Source organism: Streptomyces sp. Y20 (genome assembly GCF_043195475.1).
Classification (GTDB): domain Bacteria; phylum Actinomycetota; class Actinomycetes; order Streptomycetales; family Streptomycetaceae; genus Streptomyces.
The window spans coordinates 130,317-149,088 of the sequence record NZ_JBIDDP010000011.1; the positions used below are offsets into that span (position 1 = coordinate 130,317).

The 18,772-nt window shown below is 70.9% G+C and carries 11 protein-coding genes and 2 pseudogenes; 6 read left to right on the top strand and 7 right to left on the bottom strand.

Going from position 1 to position 18,772, the window contains the following annotated elements; genetic code table 11:
- Positions 1-356: 356 nt before the first annotated feature.
- A pseudogene (locus ACGFT1_RS26075) lies at positions 357-795 on the bottom strand (VOC family protein).
- A 561-nt stretch (positions 796-1,356) separates the two neighbouring features.
- Here ACGFT1_RS26075 and ACGFT1_RS26080 point away from each other — a divergent pair.
- From ACGFT1_RS26080 to ACGFT1_RS26095, 4 genes are all read left to right on the top strand, one after another.
- Positions 1,357-2,211, top strand: a complete 855-nt coding sequence (locus ACGFT1_RS26080; RefSeq protein WP_373911412.1) for a family 16 glycosylhydrolase — start codon at positions 1,357-1,359, stop codon at positions 2,209-2,211.
- Between the two features lie 1,028 nt (positions 2,212-3,239).
- Complete coding sequence (locus ACGFT1_RS26085) at positions 3,240-4,754, top strand: MFS transporter (protein ID WP_393734053.1); 1,515 nt, start codon at positions 3,240-3,242, stop codon at positions 4,752-4,754.
- Positions 4,751-5,005, top strand: a complete 255-nt coding sequence (locus tag ACGFT1_RS26090) for a hypothetical protein (RefSeq protein ID WP_373911414.1) — start codon at positions 4,751-4,753, stop codon at positions 5,003-5,005. Before ACGFT1_RS26085 ends, ACGFT1_RS26090 begins: the two co-directional genes overlap by 4 nt.
- A gap of 126 nt (positions 5,006-5,131) precedes the next feature.
- A complete protein-coding gene (locus ACGFT1_RS26095; RefSeq protein ID WP_373911415.1) occupies positions 5,132-6,367 on the top strand; it encodes a glycosyltransferase family 2 protein in 1,236 nt (411 codons plus the stop codon).
- 290 nt (positions 6,368-6,657) lie between these two features.
- On the opposite strand, the gene ACGFT1_RS26100 is transcribed toward ACGFT1_RS26095, so the two are convergent.
- The gene (locus ACGFT1_RS26100) at positions 6,658-7,563 is read right to left on the bottom strand and encodes a LysR family transcriptional regulator (RefSeq protein WP_373911416.1); all 906 of its coding nucleotides are present in this window, start codon (positions 7,561-7,563) and stop codon (positions 6,658-6,660) included.
- A gap of 340 nt (positions 7,564-7,903) precedes the next feature.
- Between ACGFT1_RS26100 and ACGFT1_RS26105 the strand changes: the two genes are divergently transcribed.
- Complete coding sequence (locus ACGFT1_RS26105) at positions 7,904-8,518, top strand: SRPBCC family protein (RefSeq protein WP_373911417.1); 615 nt, start codon at positions 7,904-7,906, stop codon at positions 8,516-8,518.
- A gap of 600 nt (positions 8,519-9,118) precedes the next feature.
- On the opposite strand, the gene ACGFT1_RS26110 is transcribed toward ACGFT1_RS26105, so the two are convergent.
- Complete coding sequence (locus ACGFT1_RS26110) at positions 9,119-10,276, bottom strand: Dyp-type peroxidase (RefSeq protein WP_373911418.1); 1,158 nt, start codon at positions 10,274-10,276, stop codon at positions 9,119-9,121.
- A gap of 86 nt (positions 10,277-10,362) precedes the next feature.
- On the opposite strand from ACGFT1_RS26110, the gene ACGFT1_RS26115 reads away from it, so the two are divergent.
- Positions 10,363-11,703 (top strand): NosD domain-containing protein, encoded by a 1,341-nt coding sequence (locus tag ACGFT1_RS26115; RefSeq protein WP_373911419.1) that lies wholly within the window; start codon positions 10,363-10,365, stop codon positions 11,701-11,703.
- A 7-nt stretch (positions 11,704-11,710) separates the two neighbouring features.
- Here the strand turns inward: ACGFT1_RS26115 and ACGFT1_RS26120 are convergent, their stop codons facing one another.
- The 4 genes and pseudogenes from ACGFT1_RS26120 to ACGFT1_RS26135 all read right to left on the bottom strand — a co-directional run bounded on the left by ACGFT1_RS26120 (position 11,711) and on the right by ACGFT1_RS26135 (position 18,584).
- Entirely contained in the window at positions 11,711-12,391 is a 681-nt protein-coding gene (locus ACGFT1_RS26120; RefSeq protein WP_373911420.1) for a hypothetical protein, read from the bottom strand.
- Between the two features lie 302 nt (positions 12,392-12,693).
- Positions 12,694-15,117: an SdrD B-like domain-containing protein gene (locus tag ACGFT1_RS26125; protein WP_373911536.1), complete on the bottom strand. Its 2,424-nt coding sequence runs from the start codon at positions 15,115-15,117 to the stop codon at positions 12,694-12,696.
- A 1,113-nt stretch (positions 15,118-16,230) separates the two neighbouring features.
- Positions 16,231-17,319: pseudogene (locus ACGFT1_RS26130) on the bottom strand (IS701 family transposase); the annotation flags it as partial.
- Between the two features lie 143 nt (positions 17,320-17,462).
- Positions 17,463-18,584, bottom strand: coding sequence for an FAD-dependent oxidoreductase (locus tag ACGFT1_RS26135; protein ID WP_373911421.1), 1,122 nt, complete (start codon positions 18,582-18,584; stop codon positions 17,463-17,465).
- Between the last annotated feature and the right edge of the window lie 188 nt (positions 18,585-18,772).

An 18,772-nucleotide genomic window follows, 5' to 3' on the forward strand; every position in this document is an offset into this window, starting at 1 on the left:
CGCCCGGCCCCGGGCCGAGCACGTCGGCAACCGAGGACCGCCTCGTCATGCCGGGTGCGACACCGGCTCCCGCAGCGAGGTGCGGTGCTCGGCCAAGCCGTCGAAACGTCAGCGACCGACGCCAGGACGGGGTGCCTTCGCGCCGGTCACCTCGCTGGTCTCACCGTCGAGCAGCGCGGGCGTCCGATCACCGTCCAGTCCGCGTTCGGCCTCGTCCGGCCTCGGGACGACGCCTCACCGCGATCGCCGTGTGCCGGTGCGCCGGGCCGGACGTTGAGGCCAGGCAGGGCCGGACGGCACCGTTGACCGTCATCCATCCAGCGGATGACTGCTCGCAGGTCGGCCGCGAAGAGCCGTCAGCTGATCCGTTCGGCCGGGGCGAGGATGGTGCCCGAGGGGCCGCGGAGGTAGCAGAGGCGGTACATGTCCTCGTACCGCGCCACCTCACCGAGCAGTTCGGTGCCATGGGGCGCAGGCGGGCGATGGTGTCGTCGATGTCGTCGACAGCGAACATGACCCGGTGCATGCGTGGCGTGTTCGGCGGCGGGTTGAGCGATCCGTCGCCGATCGCCGCGGGGATGTGGTACTGCGCGAGCTCCAGCTTGCCGTGACCGTCCGGGGTGCGCATCATCGCGATGCCGCTGCGGACGCCGTTCAGTCCGACGGCCTGGTCCGCGAAGAGGCCCTCGATCTGCGCCTTCCCCTCGACCTCCATGCCCAGTTCGGTGAAGAAGGCGACTGCTGTGTCCAGGTCTTCGGCCACGATGCCGACGTTGCCATCCGCTGAACCGCCATGACGGTTCTTCCTCTGCGTTGCGCGGGCCTTTGATGCCATCGGTATACCGAGGACGTAGCCGACGGCACGTTCCCGGCACCCGTAGAAGGCCTGAGTTCACCAGGCCCGCGTCTCGTCGAATGGACCTGACAGGTCTGGCCGGTGCGCCCCCGGCATGACCTCGGTGTCCACGGCTCGGAGCGGGAGCGCGAGGTAGTGTGGTGGTGCGCGGGCGATGGCGGACATGTGCCGGCGCCGGTCGGTGAACGCGCGCGCTCTCGGCCGCCGGTGCCCCGAGTAGGGCCTGCGGTGGGGTGCAGTCCGTTGCGAACGACCGTCGGGATCAGGTGTTGGATGCGTAGGTCCGCCGGTCGCGTGCGGCGTAGAGGCGTTCACGGGCGGCGTGCTAGTGCCAGTAGGGGGCGACGTCTCCGTTGAAGAGGACGGCACGCAGTCTCAGTAACGGCTTTCGGACAGTGAATGCCCCAGCGGGCGTCGGTGATGTCGAGGCGGTGTCACTCCACGCCCGAGCGACACGACCGTGCTCACCGTCTTCCGCACCATCTTCCAGGAGCAGCACGGTGAACCGACGTACCCGCCTGACACTCATGTTGGCGCTGGGCGGACTACTGGGCGGATGCGCCTCCGCTGGAGATGCGCATTCCCCCGCGCCCGCAGAAAGGCCCTTCTGGCGGGCCGAGTTCGACGGAGCTGCGGCCACACGCCCCTCGGAGGAGTCCTGGAACACCGAGATCGGGAACCGGGACGCCGAGGGCTGGGGCAACAACGAACTGCAGTACTACACGGACGAGGTGGCCAACTCCGCTCTCGACGGCGCGGGTCACCTCCTGATCTCGGCGCGGCCTGCCCCTACCGGATCAGAACTGCCCTGCTACACACAGAAGTTCTGTCGCTGGACGTCGGCCCGTCTCACCACCGAGGGGAAGGTCGCACTCACCCGTGGACGTGTGGAGATCCGCGCGAAGACCCCCACCGGCACGGGACTGCTGCCGGCGATCTGGATGCTGGGAGACAACGGAGTCGAGTGGCCCGGCCAGGGAGAGATCGACATCTGCGAGGTGGTCGGCGGGGAACCGCGAACGGTGTACGGCACGGCGCACGGGCCGTCCTACTTCAATGAGCACGGGATCGGCGGCTCCACCACCCTCCCCGCCGACGCCTCGCGGTCCTTCCACACCTACGCCGTCGACAAGCAGCCGCACCGCATCACCTGGTCCGTCGACGGAAAGCCGTACTTCACCTTGACCCCGTCGAAACTGCCCGAACCACGCGACTGGGTCTTCGAACAGGACATGCACCTTCTGCTCAACGTCGCCGTCGGAGGCGACTGGCCCGGCCCTCCCGACGCCTCGACGCCGTTCCCCGCGACGATGACCGTCGACTACGTGCGCTTCTACGGCGAGGGCCACGCGTGACAGTCCGCGGCGCCCCCGCGTCCACCGCCGGCCGGTGGTTCACGGCGCCGGGCCGGTGGCGGCGGACGACGTGGCGCACGCCTGCCTGACCGGCTGCGCCAGGCCGGGCCCAGGGGGCCTCAGGGGCGGGCGAGAGCGGGGTGTCCGGTGCGTGACCGGGTGAGCGCCACCACCGCGCGGGGCCTGCGTCCGCACCCGCGGCGGTCATCCACCTGGTGGGCATATCCGGCCTCGCCAGCATCGTGGTCCGACCGCGAGGCGAGTCACACCGCCAGCACCCGGAGCCACGGCTACGGCACCCGCGGTGTCCCCTGGTACCACCCCCGTGCAACCCGACCGCCGCGCCCGGTGTTTCCCCTCACGCCCGACTCGATGAAGGCAGTCGATGGAGACCTGTCGATGCGGACGGTCGGTACGGACATCCGACGAGACACCCGACTACCCAGTGCGAGGCGTGAGATGGGCGAATCCACCGAACCGAGCGCTCCCCGGCTCGCCCTGGCGATCCGCGGGCGGGCGACCTCCCCGGTCGAGGCGGTCCAGGCGGTCCAGGCGGTGCTCGACCGCATCGGGCGTTCCCCGCTCCGCAGGGCGCGACACCGTCGGCCCCCGCACCGTCGAGGGCCAGGCCGTCGACGCGTTCGTCGGCTGACCCGTCACCCGCTCGTTCGACCTGATCGCCAGACCCGCCGCCAGGGAGCCGGTCGGCCGGGCGGGCAACGGCGTCCCCGTCGGCCTGGCGCCCGCCGCCGCGGCGAGGTCCTCGCTGTCCGCGCCGCCGCCCTGGAGGCCCGCCTGCCCCGGGCGGTCGCCCACCAGGACCTCGACCTTGACGCCACCGGCGCCTGAGCCGCGGCCACCGACCGAACCGGCCGCGACGGGACCGAACCGGCCGCGACCCGACCGGACCGGTCCGGGTCCGGCCGGGCGGGTCGATGTTCCGGCGGACGAACCGACCTCCCCGGCGGGGAGCGGAGACGGGAGACACTGTGCAAGCCACGACCGGCGGACGAACCGGACCCAGCGGTATGGCCCTGCTGGTCCTGCTGATCGGACAGGCGATGGCGAACATCGACCTGGCGATCGTCAACCTCGCCGCACCCGCCGTCAGCGCGGACCTCGGCGTGAGCAGCTCCGAACTCACCCTCATGATCACCGCCTACGCACTCTGCTCGGCCGTGCTCATCGCCCCCGCCGCCCGGCTCGGCGAGCACCACGGCGTGCGCCGGGTCTACCTCTGGGGCCTGGCCCTGTTCACCCTCGCGTCCCTCGCCTGCGGACTCGCCACCAGCGCCGCCGCCCTGATCGCCAGCCGCTGCCTGCAGGGCGCCGCCACCTCCCTGATGACCACTCAGGTCCTGGTCGGCATCCACCGCTGGTTCACCGGTCCCGACCGCGCCCGCGCCCTCGGCTGGAACGCGGTCACCCTCTCCGGCGGCGCCGCGTTGGGCCAGGTACTCGGCGGCACCATCGTCTCCGCCGACCTCCTGGGTACCGGTTGGCGTGCGGTCTTCCTGCTCAACGTGCCCATCGTCGCCCTCGTCCTGCTGCTCGGGCTCGTCCTGCTCCCGCACGACCGGCCCGCCGGCACCGGCACCCGTGAGGGCACGGGCCGCGGTGACAACGACATCCCCGGCACCGTGCTGCTCGCCGCCGCCACCCTCGCGGTCCTCATCCCGCTGAGCCTCACCCACCCCGACTGGATCTGGCTGCTCCTGCTCGCCGCCGTACCGCTCGCCGCCCAGCTCGTCCGCACCGAACGGGGGGTCGTCGCCCGCGGCGGCAAGCCGGCCCTCGACCTGCGCCCGCTCGGCGCCCCCACCGTCCGCTGGTCGCTGGCCGCCTACGCCGGTACCACGCTGACCTACATCGCCATGCTCTACCTGCTCTCCCTCCACCTCCAGGAGGTGCTGAGGCTGCCGGCCTGGCAGGCCGGCCTCGTCCCGCTCGGCTGGGTCTGCGCCTTCGGCCTCGCCGGCCCGGTCCTCGGCCGCGCGCCGCGGGCCGTCGTCCGCCTCCTGCCCTTCACCGGCTGCGCCCTGCTCACCGCCGCGTACGGACTCGCCCCCGTCGTGCCCGCCGGAGCGGGTACCGGCATCTGGCCGCTCACCGCCGTCCTGTGCGTCGGCGGCTTCGGTCTCGGCCTCGCCCACACCGCCCTGCTCAACGTGCTCACCAGCGCCGTCCCGCCGAGGTACGCCGCGACGCTGAGCGGCACCGTCAACACCCTGTCCACCGTCGTCGGCGTCACCGGCGTCGCCCTGTTCGGCGCCGTCCACTCCTGGCTCGGCCGCAGTGCCTGGGCCGGACCCACCGCCGCCTGGGCCTGCTCCTGCGCCGGGCTCGCCCTCGTCAGCGCCCTGTGCGCCCTGGCCGCGCTCCGCTCCGTGGCCACCGCACCCGACCCGGCCGGCGCGGTCGCTGCAACCGGCGCGGCCGCCGCGGTGTTCACCCCCGAGGGGTACCCCGACGACACCACGCCCACCGTCGACCGCCCCGGCCGCTCCCCCGAGGAACGCACGACGAAGGACGACCTGTCATGACCGAGCCCGCGCTGCACCACCTCCACGCCAAGGCCGCGCTCTTCGACCTCGACGGCACCCTGGTGGCCACCGAGCACCGCAGCCGCGCGGCCCGGACCCGCCTGTTCACCAGCCACGGCCTGCCCTGCGACGACGCGCTGCTGGCGACCTTCGTCGGGCGGCGGGGCCAGGAAGCCCTCGCCGACCACGTCCACCGCTTCCCCGGCCGCACCGTCGACGAACTGTTCGAAGAGAGCACCGACGGCAGCTGATCCCCCCGGGCCCGGCCAGGCCCGCACGCCGGCCGTGCCGGACCCCCGGTCCCGCTCCGGCACCATCCGCTCTGGCACCACCCGCCCGGTACCACCCGACCGACACCGCTGGGGAGATCGCCACCCATGTCCGCCGCCCGTCCGTCCGAGCCCGCCGCGCTGGCCGCCGCGGCGACCAGCAGCCTCGTCCTGGTCCACGACCCGGTCTCCCGCGCGGTCGCCCCCGACTACTGGAACTGGTCGGCCGACGCCCACCACGCCGCAGCGAAGGCGCTCACCGCCCTCGACGACGACCGGGTCCGGGCCGCCACCGCCCGACTCGCCCAGGACCCCGCCGACGGCACCGCCGCCGCACAGCTCACCACCGCGCTCACCGCCCTGCTGCGCCGCCCCGGCGGCGAGAACGAGGGCGTCGACGCGCTGCGCACCGCCGCCGCCCGTACCGAATCGCTGTCCCGGCTGCTCGTCCAGCCCGGTATGCCCGGCCGGGCAGCGGCGGGGCCGGCCGCCGAGGCACCCGACACGGCGGACCTGCTGGCCGCCCTCGCCAGCAAGCCGCACCGCGGCACCCATCCCGTGGACGCCGCCGTGGTCATCCCGTTCCGCGCTCCCGACGACGCGACCGGCCGGGTCCGCAACCTGGCGGCCGTCCTCAACGCGCTCGCCGACCAGTCCCACCCCCGCGAGCGCTACCGCGTCGTCGTGGTCGAGAGCGACGGACGGCCCCGCTGGCGCGAGCTGTTCGCCGAAGCCTGCGACGCCTATGTGTTCGCGCCCGACCCCGGCCGGTTCAACAAGTCGTGGACCGTGAACGTCGGTGTGGTGCACGGCGCCCGCCCCGCCGAACTGGTCTGCGTCCTGGACGGCGACATCCTCGTCGACCGCGACTTCGTCGCCCGGGCGGCCGAACGGTTCCGGCGGCCCGGCACCCAGGCCCACTGGCCGTTCGAGGACATGCTCTTCCTCGACCCCGCCTCCAGCGCCGAAGCCGTCCGCACCCGTTGCCTGGACGCCGCCCCCGACACCGGCCCGGACCGGCTGCGCGGCGTCCACCTGCGCCGGCCTCCCGGCGGCTGCGTCTGGCTGCGCGAAGACCTGTTCACCCGCATCGGCGGCATGGACGAGCGCTTCTGCGGCTGGGGCGGCGAGGACCAGGACTTCGTGTGGCGGGCCGAACGGTACGGCCCGATGGACCGCCACCGCGATCCGCTCGTCCACCTCCACCACGACCGCGCCGCCCACCGCGGCGACGACGGCGTCCCCTTCTACGACGAGGTCGAGCGCGCCGGGTTCTGCAGCTGGCCCTGCGACTCGGACTTCGGCCGCCTGGACCGGAACTCGCCCCGGCCGGCCGGAGCGTAGTCCCCTCCATCCGCTTGCGCGTCGCCAGGACACCGGCGCCGCCCGCACCGTCAGAGCCACGCGGTCCGAGGGCCCGGCCATGGACACCCGGCAAACCGCCGGAACCTCGTCACCGCCGTTCCCGGCCGCGGCGGGACCACCACCTGCGGGAGCAGCGCCCGCCGCCTCGGTGACCGGTGACTCGCCCAGCGGAACTCGACCCGGGGCTGACAGCGCCGCAACGCCGCCCGGCAACGCCCGGAGGAACAACGTGGCGTCCGAGGCCGCCGGTCTTCTCGTACGGATCGTGTTCACGCAGTGATGCGCGACTTCGTACAACTCGCGGCGACGGCGTCGGCGAAGCTCCGAGCCAGCGGGGAGAGGGCGTCCCAGCGGCGTACGGCCCAGCCGACCGACAGCGGCGGCAGCGCCGGAATGGGAATGAGACGCAAGGGGCTGCCGTCACCCGGTGCGGGCAGACCCGGTACGGCGGGGACGACGGCGTGCCCCAGGCCGAGTTCGGCAAGGAGCAGGGCTGTGTCCCAGTCGGCGACGCTGGTGTCCGAGCCGGTCCGGATCCCCAGTTCGGCGAAGACGGTGTCCAAATGGGCGCCGGAGGTGGAGTTCGGCGGCAGTCGGACGAGGCGGATGCCCTTGAGGTCGCAGGCGTCGATGCGCGGCCGGGCGGCGAGCGGATCGTCGTACCGAGTGGCGAGCACCCAGGGCAGATCGACGACGGGGCGCTGCTCGATGCCGCGCACCGGGCCGCCGACGGTGATCCAGGCGAGGTCGAGGTTGCCGGCCAGAAGGGCGTCGAAGCACCCGCGACTGGAGGTCTCGGTCTGGAACTCCAGGCTCATCTTCGGGTAGCGCCGGCGGAAGGAGACGATCGCTTCGGCCATGAAGTGCCGGACGGTAGTTCCGCCGGTCGTGATGCGCACGGAACCGCTTTCGCCGTTCACGAGATCGCCCAGGCGGCGCAGCGCGAGGTCGAGCCCGGCGATGCCGTCGGCCGCGGCATCGCGCAGGATGCGCCCCGCCGCAGTGGGAACGACCCCGCGCGGCTGGCGTTCCAACAGGCTCATACCCGTCTCCCGCTCCAGGCGTTTGACGTGCTGGCTCACTGCGGACTGCGTACAGGACAGGTCACGGGCCACGGCACTGAGGCTTCCTGCCCGGCACACGGCCACGAACACGCGCAGGTCATCCAGAGTCACACACCCAAGCTACACCTTGGGTATATGGAGTTCTCTCAAGGATTGACTGGGTTATGGGAGTGCCGGAAGATCGTCGCAGGGCCCAGGCGGCAACCCGTCCGGTGCCTTCGTACGGATCCGGACCGGCGAAGGTGCCGGACGGGTGCCGACCGCCCCGTTACCGAAGGGACACGGGCACCGTGACCGGTCTCCCTGCCGTGACCGACCCGGCTGTCAGCCTGTCGCGTGTCGCAGGGCACTTACCGCCCCTGCCTTCGAACCGCCGAACCGACAGGTCAGCTCGCGCTTGTCGGCGTGGAAGGCTGACAAGCGCTGAGATGGCGGACCACCGACCGCTGTCGTGGCCCTGAAGGAGCTGTTGCGAAACTGGACCAAGGCCGATCATGGCCGTGGACGGTTCCGGCATCTGACATTGGGGGACGACATGAGATTTGCCGATGGCCCGAGCGTGCAATGTGATGTTCATGTGGAGGCAGACGTGCCGCGCGTCTGGGAGCTGGTGACCGACATTCGTCTGCCCGCCCGGCTCAGCCCGGAGTTGCAGCGTGTCGCTTGGCTCGATGACGCGGAACGGCCCCTGGTGGGTGCGTGCTTCGAGGGCTACAACCATCACCAGCAGCTCGGCGAGTGGCGAACGGTGTCCCATGTGGTCGAGCTGGACGAACAGCGGGTGTTCGCTTGGGTCGTCACGGACGCGGACGGCCGGTACGGAGAGCCGGTCTTGGATCCGGCGAAATCCATGGCGTCCTGGCGCTACGAACTCGAGGCCGAGGGCGGGGGCACCCGGCTGCGGCAGTCGGCCCTCATCGGGCCGGGCCGCAGCGGAGTCACACTGGCCCTCGAGCGCTGGCCGAACCGGGAGGAGGAGATCATCGCCTTCCGGATGCAGGAGCTGCGCGCCGGCATGGAGGCCACCCTTCGCGGCATCAAGTCGCTGGCGGAGCAAGGCAGCTGAGAACCTGCTGCGGGGATCACAGCGATTCGCCGTTCGCGGCCACCTGGTGAGGGTGAGGTGGTGCAGGCAGGCGATGCCGAGCATGGCGCGGTGCTCGACGTCGTCGCACAGCCGGACGTGCGGTCCACGCAGGCACGCCGGATGCTGATCCAGCCGCCCGAGCGGCTGGCCTGGCCCTGACCCGGGGAAGTCACGAGCCGGTCGGTGCCGGGGCGCGGGTGGTGGGGGTCCGGGCCGGTCTTCGAGGGTCTGCGCTCTGGTCCCTGCTGCAGCCCCCTCCGGGCGCCTGGTGAGGCCGGGTGCGCGGCATCCGCCCGTCGCACCGGGAGTGCGGCGCGGTACGTGGTCAGGCCGCCGGCACGGCGTCCGCCGGGCCGGCGTGCCAGTTGGTCACGACCGACTCGCACGTCCCACACCCGAACCGGTGGGCGAGACAGCCACCCCAGGACGCGCCGCGGGTCCGCTTCGCGGGGTGCCATCGGCGCTGTGGGGGGTGGCGGCGGCACGGCCGGCCGGGGAGCCCCCTCCCGGCTCCTTCCCGGTGTGAGTCCGCCGCCCGGGCAGCCGCCTGATCAAGCCGGAGCCACGGGCGCGGCGCTTTCAGCCGAACAGCTGCGAACCGAGTGGGCGTTGCCGGTCGAAGCCGGGGAGGATCAGGAAGGTCGCGCTGGCGGTTGTGGTGGTGAAGGGCAGCAGTGCGTCGGAGGTGTCCATGTGGGTGAGGGTGGCGGTGAAGGTCCGCAGGTCGTTCTGGAAACTGATGAAGAGCAGGCCGGGGGCGGGATCGTCGATGCTGTAGGAGCGGCGGAGCATGAGGCCGACCCCGACCGCCGTGGCGTGCGCTCTGCGCACGTGGGCGTTGGCGGGGACGAGATAGCGCCCGTCCGGCGTCTTGGCGCCGAGGTCCGGGCCCGATGCGACGGGGCCGCCGGAGAGGGGAACTCCGCTGGCCCGGCGCCGTCCGAAGACGGCTTCCTGCTCGGCCACGGACAGGGCGGCGAAGCGCGGGAGGTCGAGTTCCATGCGCCGCAGTACGGCAAGGGTCCCGCCGGCGACCGCGGGGGGTCCGGCCAGCCACAGGTCGCGTTGTAGTTCGGCGGTCGTGTGCGGCCCCACGATGCCGTCGATGAATCCGAGGGGGTTTCGTGGCGCGGTGAGACCGTTGCCGACGGGCACGGCCGTACCGCGGCGTGTGGACTGGCGCCAGCGTTCGCGGATGCGGTCACCGGCCTGGTGAAGGAGCGCGGCGGCGACGACCGGTAGGAGCAGCGCGTCGCTGGCGCAGATCTGTATCAGCAGGTCACCGCCGCGTGCCTGGGGGGCGATCCGCTCGCGGGAGAATCGCGGGAGGTCGGCCGTGCCGGGCAGCGAGGCCCCGGCGGTGCGCACCAGCCGGGGGCCCACGCCGACGGTCACGGTCAGGTCGCCCGGCGGCAGTCCCAGCAGCCGCGGGTCGGTCCCCGCGGTGAGTGTGCGGATGGCCTGGCCGAGTTCGGCCAGTAACCGGCCGGGAGCCACGGTGGCTCCGAGGTCGGCCACCACGGCCAGCAGGTTGGGCTGGGCCGGCCGGGGGAGCGTGATACCTGCCTGATGCCGGCCCGTCGCCACAACCGGCATAGGTGTGGCCGCTGGGGGAGCGGCGTGCCCGCCTGGCCGGGCGGAGTCCGGCGTGCACCCGGCGGCAAGACCGGCGGCCACCATGGCGCCGGTGACGTCCAGGAAGGTCCGGCGCGACGGGTGGTGATCGGCTCCGTGCATGGGGTGCACAGTGCCACACCGGAACGGTGCGTGCCGGTCAACCCCGTTATTCTGGCAACGAATTGGTCGTATGTCAGACTGGGGTCATGCCTCGATCAGCTCTTCGCGTGTTGGCGGCGGTACTGGGCACGCTGACACTTGCGGTCGGCTGCGGCGGCGGCGACAGCGGATCGAGTGCAGGCCGGCGTCCGGCCGGTGCGCATGTGACGATCCGAGTACCTGCCGATGCCCCGACGATCTCGGACGCGGTGTCGTTGGCCAGGCCCGGTGACCTGGTGCTGGTCGCTGCGGGGGTCTACCACGAGTCAGTGAGGATCGACACGGCGCGCGTCACCCTTCGCGGCGAGTCACGGGACAAGGTGGTCATCGACGGGCGGTTGCAGCAGCCGAACGGTGTCGTCGTCGCGGCTCCCGGGGTGGCCGTGGAGAACCTGACCGTGGAGAACAACACGCAGAACGGCGTGCTGGTCACCGGTTCGGCGAAGGCGGCCGCCGGGTTGCCGGGGCAAAGCGGCGGCTACGACACCGGAGACGAGCCCGTCACCTTCCTGAAGTCGTTCCTGGTCTCGTATGTGACCGCGACCCGTAACGGTCTGTACGGCATCTACGCGTTCTCCGCGCAGAACGGTGTCATCGAGCACTCGTACGCCTCGGGCGGGGCCGACTCGGGGATCTATGTCGGGCAGTGCAAGCCGTGTCACATCGTGGTGCGGGACAACGTAGCCGAACTCAACGCGGTCGGTTACGAAGGCACCAACGCCAGCGGCGACATGTACGTGGTCGGCAACCGCCTGGTCGGCAACCGGGTCGGACTCACCACCAACTCCGACCACCAGGAGAAGCTGCTCCCGCAGGAGGGAGCCGTCATCGCGGGCAATCTGATCGCCGCCAACCAGCAGTCGGCCACCCCGGAGCAGGCCGACGGCGGGTGGGGCACCGGCATAGGCATCGACGGCGGCAGCGACAACCAGCTCATTCGCAACCGTATCGCCGGCAACCGCAACGCCGGGCTGGTGATCACCGCAACCGGCGACATGGCTCCGGTCGGCAACCAGATCGTGGACAACACCTTCGCCGAGAACGGCGTCGACGTCGGCTGGACGTTCCCCACCGCCACGCGGGGACGGGGCAACTGCCTGCGCGGCAACAGGCTGCGCGCCACGGTGCCCGCCCGGCTCGCGACAACCGCGTCCTGCCCGGCCCCGGCCCGGTCGTCCTCGCCGGCCGGTAGGTGGGCGATGCCGACGGCACCCGGTGGCATCCCGTTCACCGAGGTCGCGGCACCTGGCCCGCAGCCGCAGTTCCCCAACGCGCTCACGACGGGCGCCACCGCTGTCCCAGCCGTTCCTGATCTGCCGGACACGGCCGGCATCCCGCTGCCGTCCGCGTCCCTGCTCGCCGCAAAAGCGCGGGTGCGGACGTCCTGAACAGCGGCTACCGCCTGGGGGTGACCCCGGGCACCGGCTTGACCGCAAGATACTTGTGGGTGTCGAAGTCGATGACCACCGGCTCCGGCTGCGAACTCACGCTGACGCGGACCCGGTACATGGTGCCGTCGGAGCCGATCCAGTAGCGCGCGTTGCCCTCCGTACCGGAGCGGTCAGGGGAGGACGGCCCGGACATGACGTCCACCCGATGCCCGGCCACCCGGTCGCGTCCCCGCCAGGCGGCGCCGTTCTGAGGCAGCAGTTCGGCGTTGTCCGGCCGGTCGCTGCCGAGACCGAGCGCGATGGACAGGGAGGTGTCCAGCGCGCTGCCGGACGACTGCAGTGGACGGTCGTACCAGCCCGAACGGGAGGGCGACGCGGGAGCCTGCGCCGGGGCGTTCGCCATCGGGTGGACCGACACGGAGGTGGTCGTCCACTGGATCAGCCCGTCGCTGGACGTGTCACGCCCGGTGCCGTGCACCACGCCGTAACCGACCTTGCCCCGGTAGTCGACGGACCCGGTGACGGTCAGCCGACCGGCGGTGCCCGGCACGGTGATCGTCACCGCGCGGCCGTGCGCCTCGTAGTTGCGGAACCGGGTGATCGCCAGCCGGTTGGCCTCGTCCGACGTCAGTGCGCGCGGACCGCTGGGGCCGGAGCCGCTGCCGGCGAGGAAGAACGCGGCCACCGCGACGGCCGCTGTGCCGATGACGGCTGCCGCCCGGCGTGGCCGCAGCCATCGGCGCCGGTCAGCCGCACGACCCGGTGGAGTGTGATGGATTTTCCCGCTCCGCACGCGGTTCGACGCTGACACTCGTGTGATTCACCCTCTCAGCCACCGCACTGGTCGGCCGCCGCATGCTCGCGGCGGCAATCGGCAGTCCGGTGGCGGACGACGCGAAGGCCGGCCCTCGTGGGCCGGCCGAGACGTGATCCGCCCGTCCGCGCCGTCCGGATCGCGGACGGGCGGATCACCGTTGTGCGGTTCGTTCAGTGTTGCCGGGCGCGGCGCTTCCGGGTCACGTACGCGATCACCAGGCCCGCACCCACCAGCAGACCGACCAGGGCGATCATCCCCGGCAGCCCGGCCATACCGGTGTGCGCCAGCGAACCCGTGTCCCCACCGGCCGGGGCCGGGTTGTTGGCAGGGGGAGCGGGTGACGGCCGCGTAGAAGACGGCGGCGAGGCCGGTGGCGAGCTCGGGGTCGCAGTCGGAGTCGGGGACGGATGCGGGGTCGGGGTTGCCTTCGGGATGTACACCCCGGCGTCGATCGTGTGATCGACCCCGCCCGGCTTGTCCGGCGCCGTGACGGGCGCCTGGCCGTTGCACAACGGCCCGGTGGTCGGCGGGGTCACATTAGAGTCATGCGCAGGGTCGGAACCGGCTCGCGGGAGCGTGAACCGCAGCTCGCTCGCGGGGGGCTGGCCGGGCACCTTGCTGGTGTCCGCGGTGCACACGTCGAACTGCACCGTGTACTTCGCGCCCGGGGTGAGCTGGTACGCGGCGCCGACACCACCGAAGTAGTACTCGCCGGAGGCATCGGTCTTGGTTGTGGCGACTTGTTTGCCGTCCGCGTCCAGCAGGTTGATCGTCGCTTCCGGCAGCAGCACGTGCCCCGGGTCCTGAATGCCGTTGTGGTCACCGTCGAACCACACGACGTTGCCGATCTGGATCGGCGCGTTCGCCGCCGCGTACGCGATGTCACCGAGCCCGCCGGCTTTGCCGAACCCGCCCTGTGCCTGGCTGACGAACTGGAACCCGTTGGCAGTCGGATTGTTGCCCGGGCCCTGACCGGTCCGGATGTCGTGGTACCCGGTCCCCGAGGTCGCGACGTTGACGACCGGGTCGAACTCCGTGCTGACGACCCACTGCTGCTGCGGAATGTAGGCCACCGACCCCAGCGCGGTCTCCTGGTGCGCGTTGGCGTAGAAGTCGCCCGGGAAGTATTCGACGACATCGGCTGCCTGGCCGCCGTTGTTGGCGGGGGTGGCGTGGTTGGGGCAGTTCCCGGTCCCTTCCCACTGGTATTCACCGGTGGGAGTGGCGCAGACCATGGTGATGTCGCCACCGGACATGCCGTTTTCCGCCGTGTCCGTCCCCGGGCGGGGGTCCAGCCCTCCCCAACTCAGCGCGTCCATGAAGCGGTCCCGGAAACCCAGGATCATCGAGCCGTCGCGGGCGAAGGCGAGGGAGGCCAGCTCCGGCTGCGGATCGATGAAGACGTTGCCCGTCTTCCGGTCGTCCCATGTGTCCAGGCCGGTGTTCCACGGGTTCCAGTGGGTGGCCTTGTCGCCGGCACCGAAGACGCTGCCGCGTTTGTCCGTGAGCGGGTGGCTCAGCACCATGGTGAACCGCTTCCGCTTGTCGTCGTAGGTGGAGACGACGGCTTTCAGGTCCGCGCGCCGCTGCGTGCTCTCCGCGCTGCACACGCCTCCGACGTACAGCGTGTTGTCGTGGACCTGGAGACCGAACGGCCGCCAGTCACCAGGGCTTGCGCACCCCGGGTCCGGGATCCGCACCGTCGACTCGAGCCGCGAGGCGGTGGCCCCCGTCGCGTCGAAGCTCACCAGGCTGCGGGTCAGCAGGTTCACCGCGTACAGCGTCGAGCCGTCCTCCGACAGGGCCAGGCCTCCGATGCCCTCCTTGCCCGGTGCGTCGGTGAACCCTGGATCCTTGAGCATGTTGGTGGTGTCGTGCGGCGTCACCGCAGCGCCTGGCACCTGAGCGAACAACTCCGGCGCACCCGAGCCGCTGACCGGCACCGTGTAGATCGCGCCGCCGCCCTTGGGCCCGTACGGCGCGTAGCGGCGGGCGAACGCGCTCTGGAACAGCCGGCTCCGGTACTTGTCGTACGCCAACCCGAATGTCGTGCCCACCTGGGCCTGCGTGGCCAGCGTGGCCGGGCACGAAACATCGGTGGGACACGTGCCTCGGGTCTTCGTCCCGAACGCCACCAAGGCCCGGGTGTCGGTCCCGTTGGCGCCGTTCTGGACCGGGACGAAATACCGTGAGTCCGGCAGTGCGTAGTCGGCCGGATTCCACACCCCCGTCACAACCGAGGCGTCCTTCCCGTCCGACACGTTCACGAACGACGTGAAGCTGTCGAAGTGGTTCTCCGCCGTCGACGCGGGCGCCGCCCGCAGATAGCCGCTGTACGGCGCCGGAACGCTGACGTCGACGCGGTACCGGCCGCCGCTCAGCACCGTCGATCCCGACACCACCACCTTTCCAGTGGCATCCGTGATGCCGGTGACGTCGTGCCCAGCGGGGTCGGAGATCTCCACCTTCATGCCCCGCTGCGGCACGTCCATCGTCGCGTTGAGCACGCCGGTGCCGAAGAAGTCACGCAGCACCTCAACCGTCAGCGTGCCGTCGGCGGTCGAAGCGGCGGCCCGTCCAGCCGTCGCTCCCACGGCGCCGCCGGCCAGCAACAGAACGGATAACCCGATGCGTGCCGGCGGCTCCACAAGCCTCCAGGCTAACCGGCGCGAGTCTCTGCCGACTCGGTTCATGGCATCACACTCCACACTTCTCTTGTCATGCAAACGAAGCACCCGCTTCTCGCTACACGTCCGCTTCGCGACACCAGGCGCGGACGCCGGCCGCGAACGTCACGGAGGAAAGGGCCCATTGCTACGCGGACCGCTTTGTGATGACCGCCTGAGGATGTTGTGGGTGAGCTGTAAGCGCCAGAGGCCGATAAAAGCAAACGCACACTCACGACCTCGGGAAGGACCGCACCGGGTCGCTGTTTTTGCAGCTCGATCACGCTGCCTTCACCCCTGCCCCCACCTCGACCGCCACCCCACCCCGACCGCCATCGCGAGCAGCGCGCGATATTCTATCCCCCGGAGTCTCGCCGTCACCAGCAGAATCCCTCGCATCCCTCGTGATCCGCGATCGTCTCCGAGCGCGCGGAGAATAGCAATCGGAAGACTGTGCGACAGTGAAGTGATGGCCGAATCTGGTCCCGTTGGGTCCATGCCATCCGGATGACGCGTTTGCGGCGTGCTGGTCACGCAGGGACGTTGCGTAGCCGAAATCGGTCCGCTTCGCCGCTGCACGATGGACGCGGCGTCATATCTGGTGCCGAGAGGGAATTCGGACAGCAGTGCAGGCACTGCCATTTTGATCAAGTGATTGTCAGCTGGGCACCTGCGGGTGCCGGGCGATCCCGGAGGCGGCCCCGCGTGCGGCCGGGCCTCCCGTCCCGCCCTGGAGGTCTTCACGAAGGCCGGCCACCGGGTGCCGCCGCCCCACGTGCTGACTGGGGTCGGACACCAGGGCCGGACTGGTCAGCGGGATCGGGACGCCTAGTACTCCAGTCTGCTTTCGCGATGTACTCGGCGGATTCGTCGGGGGTTCGTCGTCGGTAGTGGCTGCGTCGGGCTGTTGCCTGGTGGTGTCGGCGCCAGATGGACCAGTGCAGCAGCCTGGCCGTCGACACGGCAGGCGGGTTGAGGACGGCGCCGAAGAGACGGCGGATCTCCGGCGCGGTCAGCGTGATCAGATCGAGGCTGTGGTCGAAGTGGTGTGGACCGGCGGGCCGTTGTGGTGCCGCGTCGGGCGGTCAGGAAGGCCAGGGCGAGCATGGCGAGCGTGATGTGCCGGTGCCAGGAGGTCCAGTGCCTCACCTGGTAGTGGTCCAGGCCAACCTGGCTCTTCGCGGCTTGGAAGCATTCCTCCACGCTCCAGCGGACACGGGCGACGCGGACCAGCTCGGCCAGGGAGACCGTGGCGGGTGACCAGCACAGATAGAAGGCGAGTTCACCGGTGGAGCGGTTGCGCCGGATCAGCAGGTGCCGGTTCGCGCCGATGCCGATGTGGATCCAGGCCCAGTCGTAGTAACGAGGACCTTTCGCGCCGTTGCCGGCGCTGTGACGATGCCAGGCCGTGACGGGCAGTCGGCCGACAAGGGTGTCCGCGCGAACGGCAGTGCGGCCGTGGTTGATCCTCACCCGCGTCGAGCAGGCGACAGCCAGGACAAAGCCGGTGCCGCGTGCCTCAAGGACGGCGCGGAGCTGCGGGTCCTGGCCGTAGGCTTCGTCGCCGGTCACCCGGGACGCAGTGATTCCGGCGTCCAGCGCTGCGGCGATCATCTCCCCGGCCAGATGGGGCTCGGTCTGGAACCGCACTTCGTCGGGTATCCCGGCAGCGCGGCGGCGTTCGGGATTATCGGCCCAGGAATGCTCGGGCAGGTAGAGCCGACGGTCGATCAGAGCACGTCCCCGGCTGGTTGCCAGGGCAAGGAAAACGCCGACCTGGGAGTTCTCGATGCGTCCCGCGGTGCCGGTGTACTGCCTCTGCACCCCTGCCGAGGACCGGCCCTTCTTCAGGAAGCCGGTCTCGTCCACGATCAGGACACTGTCGGGGGCGGCGAGGTGTTCCGCGGCGTAGGAACGCAGGGCGTCGCGGAACGCATCGGCATCCCAACGGGCGTAGCGCAGCAGCCGCTGCATCGGCCCGGGTCGCGTATGGCCCGCCTGTTCGGCCAGCTGCCAGCAGTTCTTCCGCTCCACGCCCGACAGCAGCCCGAGCAGGTAGGAGCGGGCCGACGCGCGGGGCTCAACCCGCCGGAACCGGACCGCGATCCGGGCCACGGCCTGGTCGAACATCGCCTGCCAACGGGCAGAGTCTGGGCTATGCCGTGCGGCCACCGCACGATCTTCAGGAGTCCACACAACCCCCGATGATCACGCGATGGCCGTACCCGTTCCCCTCCGGGTCCGCGGCAAGATCGCGAACCCGGAGGGGGGTATCAGGAGTGATCGAACAGAGTGACTACGCTCTGCGGTGCTTCCCGGCCGAAGAAGATTTCCAGGTTCTGCGCCGAGCGGCTGGCGGCGTCGCTACTACGCAGGAACAGCCGCTCTTCGTAGGCGGTGAGCGCGACCTCGATGTCGAGTTGCTCAACCAGCTTGCTCGCCAGCTCAGCGCCGTCGTACATGGCGAGGTTCGCGCCTTCGCCGGCGAAGGGCGACATCAGGTGCGCGGCGTCGCCGACGAGCGTCACGCCGGGCACCCTGTCCCATTTGAGCCCGACGGGAAGGGCATAGATGGGTCGGAGCCACGGTTCCGCGTCGCTCTCTGTCACGAAGGCGGTGAGCAGTGGCGACCAGCCGTCGAACTCATCGGCAACTTGGCGGAGGCCGGCGGACGGGTCGCCGAAGTCGATCGACCTCATCCACTCCTCGGGCTTGTTCAGCGCCACGTATCCGCGAACGTGCCCGTCGGCGTAGCGATGGGCGATGATGCCTTTGCCTGGCGCGACCGCCATCAGCGTGCCGCTGCCGATCGCGGCCACGCTCGCCCGATAGTTCTGGCCGCCTGAGGCGAGGGCGATCTCGATGAAGCAGGTTCCGCTGTAGAGAGGCTTGGCGGGGGTGAGCAGCGGACGCACTTTCGACCAGGCACCGTCCGCGCCGATGACGATGTCGGCGCGCGTGCCGGAACCTTCCGCGAAGGCGAGGTCGTAGCCGCCCTCCACACGGTGCCGGATCGAGGCGAGCTTGTGACCCCACCTGATCGTCCCAGGCGCCAGCGAGTCGATGAGCAGGCGCCTGAGTTCGCCGCGATCCACCTCAGGACGGGCCGAACCGGGGTCCGCAGGCATGTCGAACAGGATCACGCCGTGGCGGTCGACCACACGCTTGGCGTCCTCGCCCGGGCGGACCAGAGTGAGGAACTCGTCGTACAGACCAGCTGCGCGAAGCGCGACCTGTCCGATCTCTTCGTGGATGTCAAGCAGGCCACCCTGGGCACGGGTCGACGCCGAAGCCTCACCCTCGTAGATCGTCGCGGCGACGCCGTGAGCCTGAAGCACCCGGGCGAGCGTCAGCCCGCCCAGTCCCGCTCCGACGATGGCGATGGTCTTCTGCATGCTGCGCTCCTCTGTAGCGCCGACACGCGTCGGCGATAGTCAGCGCCGTGAGCGGACGGGATGTCCGGTCTCGGCAGGAGACGCTCACCGATCAGAACCATCTGCATCGATGTACGAGCGATGTCCGGCGGGTGGACCCGCGGGACCTCGTTTTTCGCGACCTAGTGACTATAGCCGGCATCCACCTC

Bases quoted from the DNA above. Each gene is read 5' to 3' on its own strand.
- ACGFT1_RS26110 (WP_373911418.1), bottom strand. From the start codon at position 10,276: ATGCACGGAGCCGATCACCACCCGTCGCGCCGGACCTTCCTGGACGTC.
- ACGFT1_RS26085 (WP_393734053.1), top strand. From the start codon at position 3,240: ATGGCCCTGCTGGTCCTGCTGATCGGACAGGCGATGGCGAACATCGAC.
- ACGFT1_RS26095 (WP_373911415.1), top strand. From the start codon at position 5,132: ATGTCCGCCGCCCGTCCGTCCGAGCCCGCCGCGCTGGCCGCCGCGGCG.
- ACGFT1_RS26135 (WP_373911421.1), bottom strand. From the start codon at position 18,584: ATGCAGAAGACCATCGCCATCGTCGGAGCGGGACTGGGCGGGCTGACG.
- ACGFT1_RS26115 (WP_373911419.1), top strand. From the start codon at position 10,363: ATGCCTCGATCAGCTCTTCGCGTGTTGGCGGCGGTACTGGGCACGCTG.
- ACGFT1_RS26090 (WP_373911414.1), top strand. From the start codon at position 4,751: ATGACCGAGCCCGCGCTGCACCACCTCCACGCCAAGGCCGCGCTCTTC.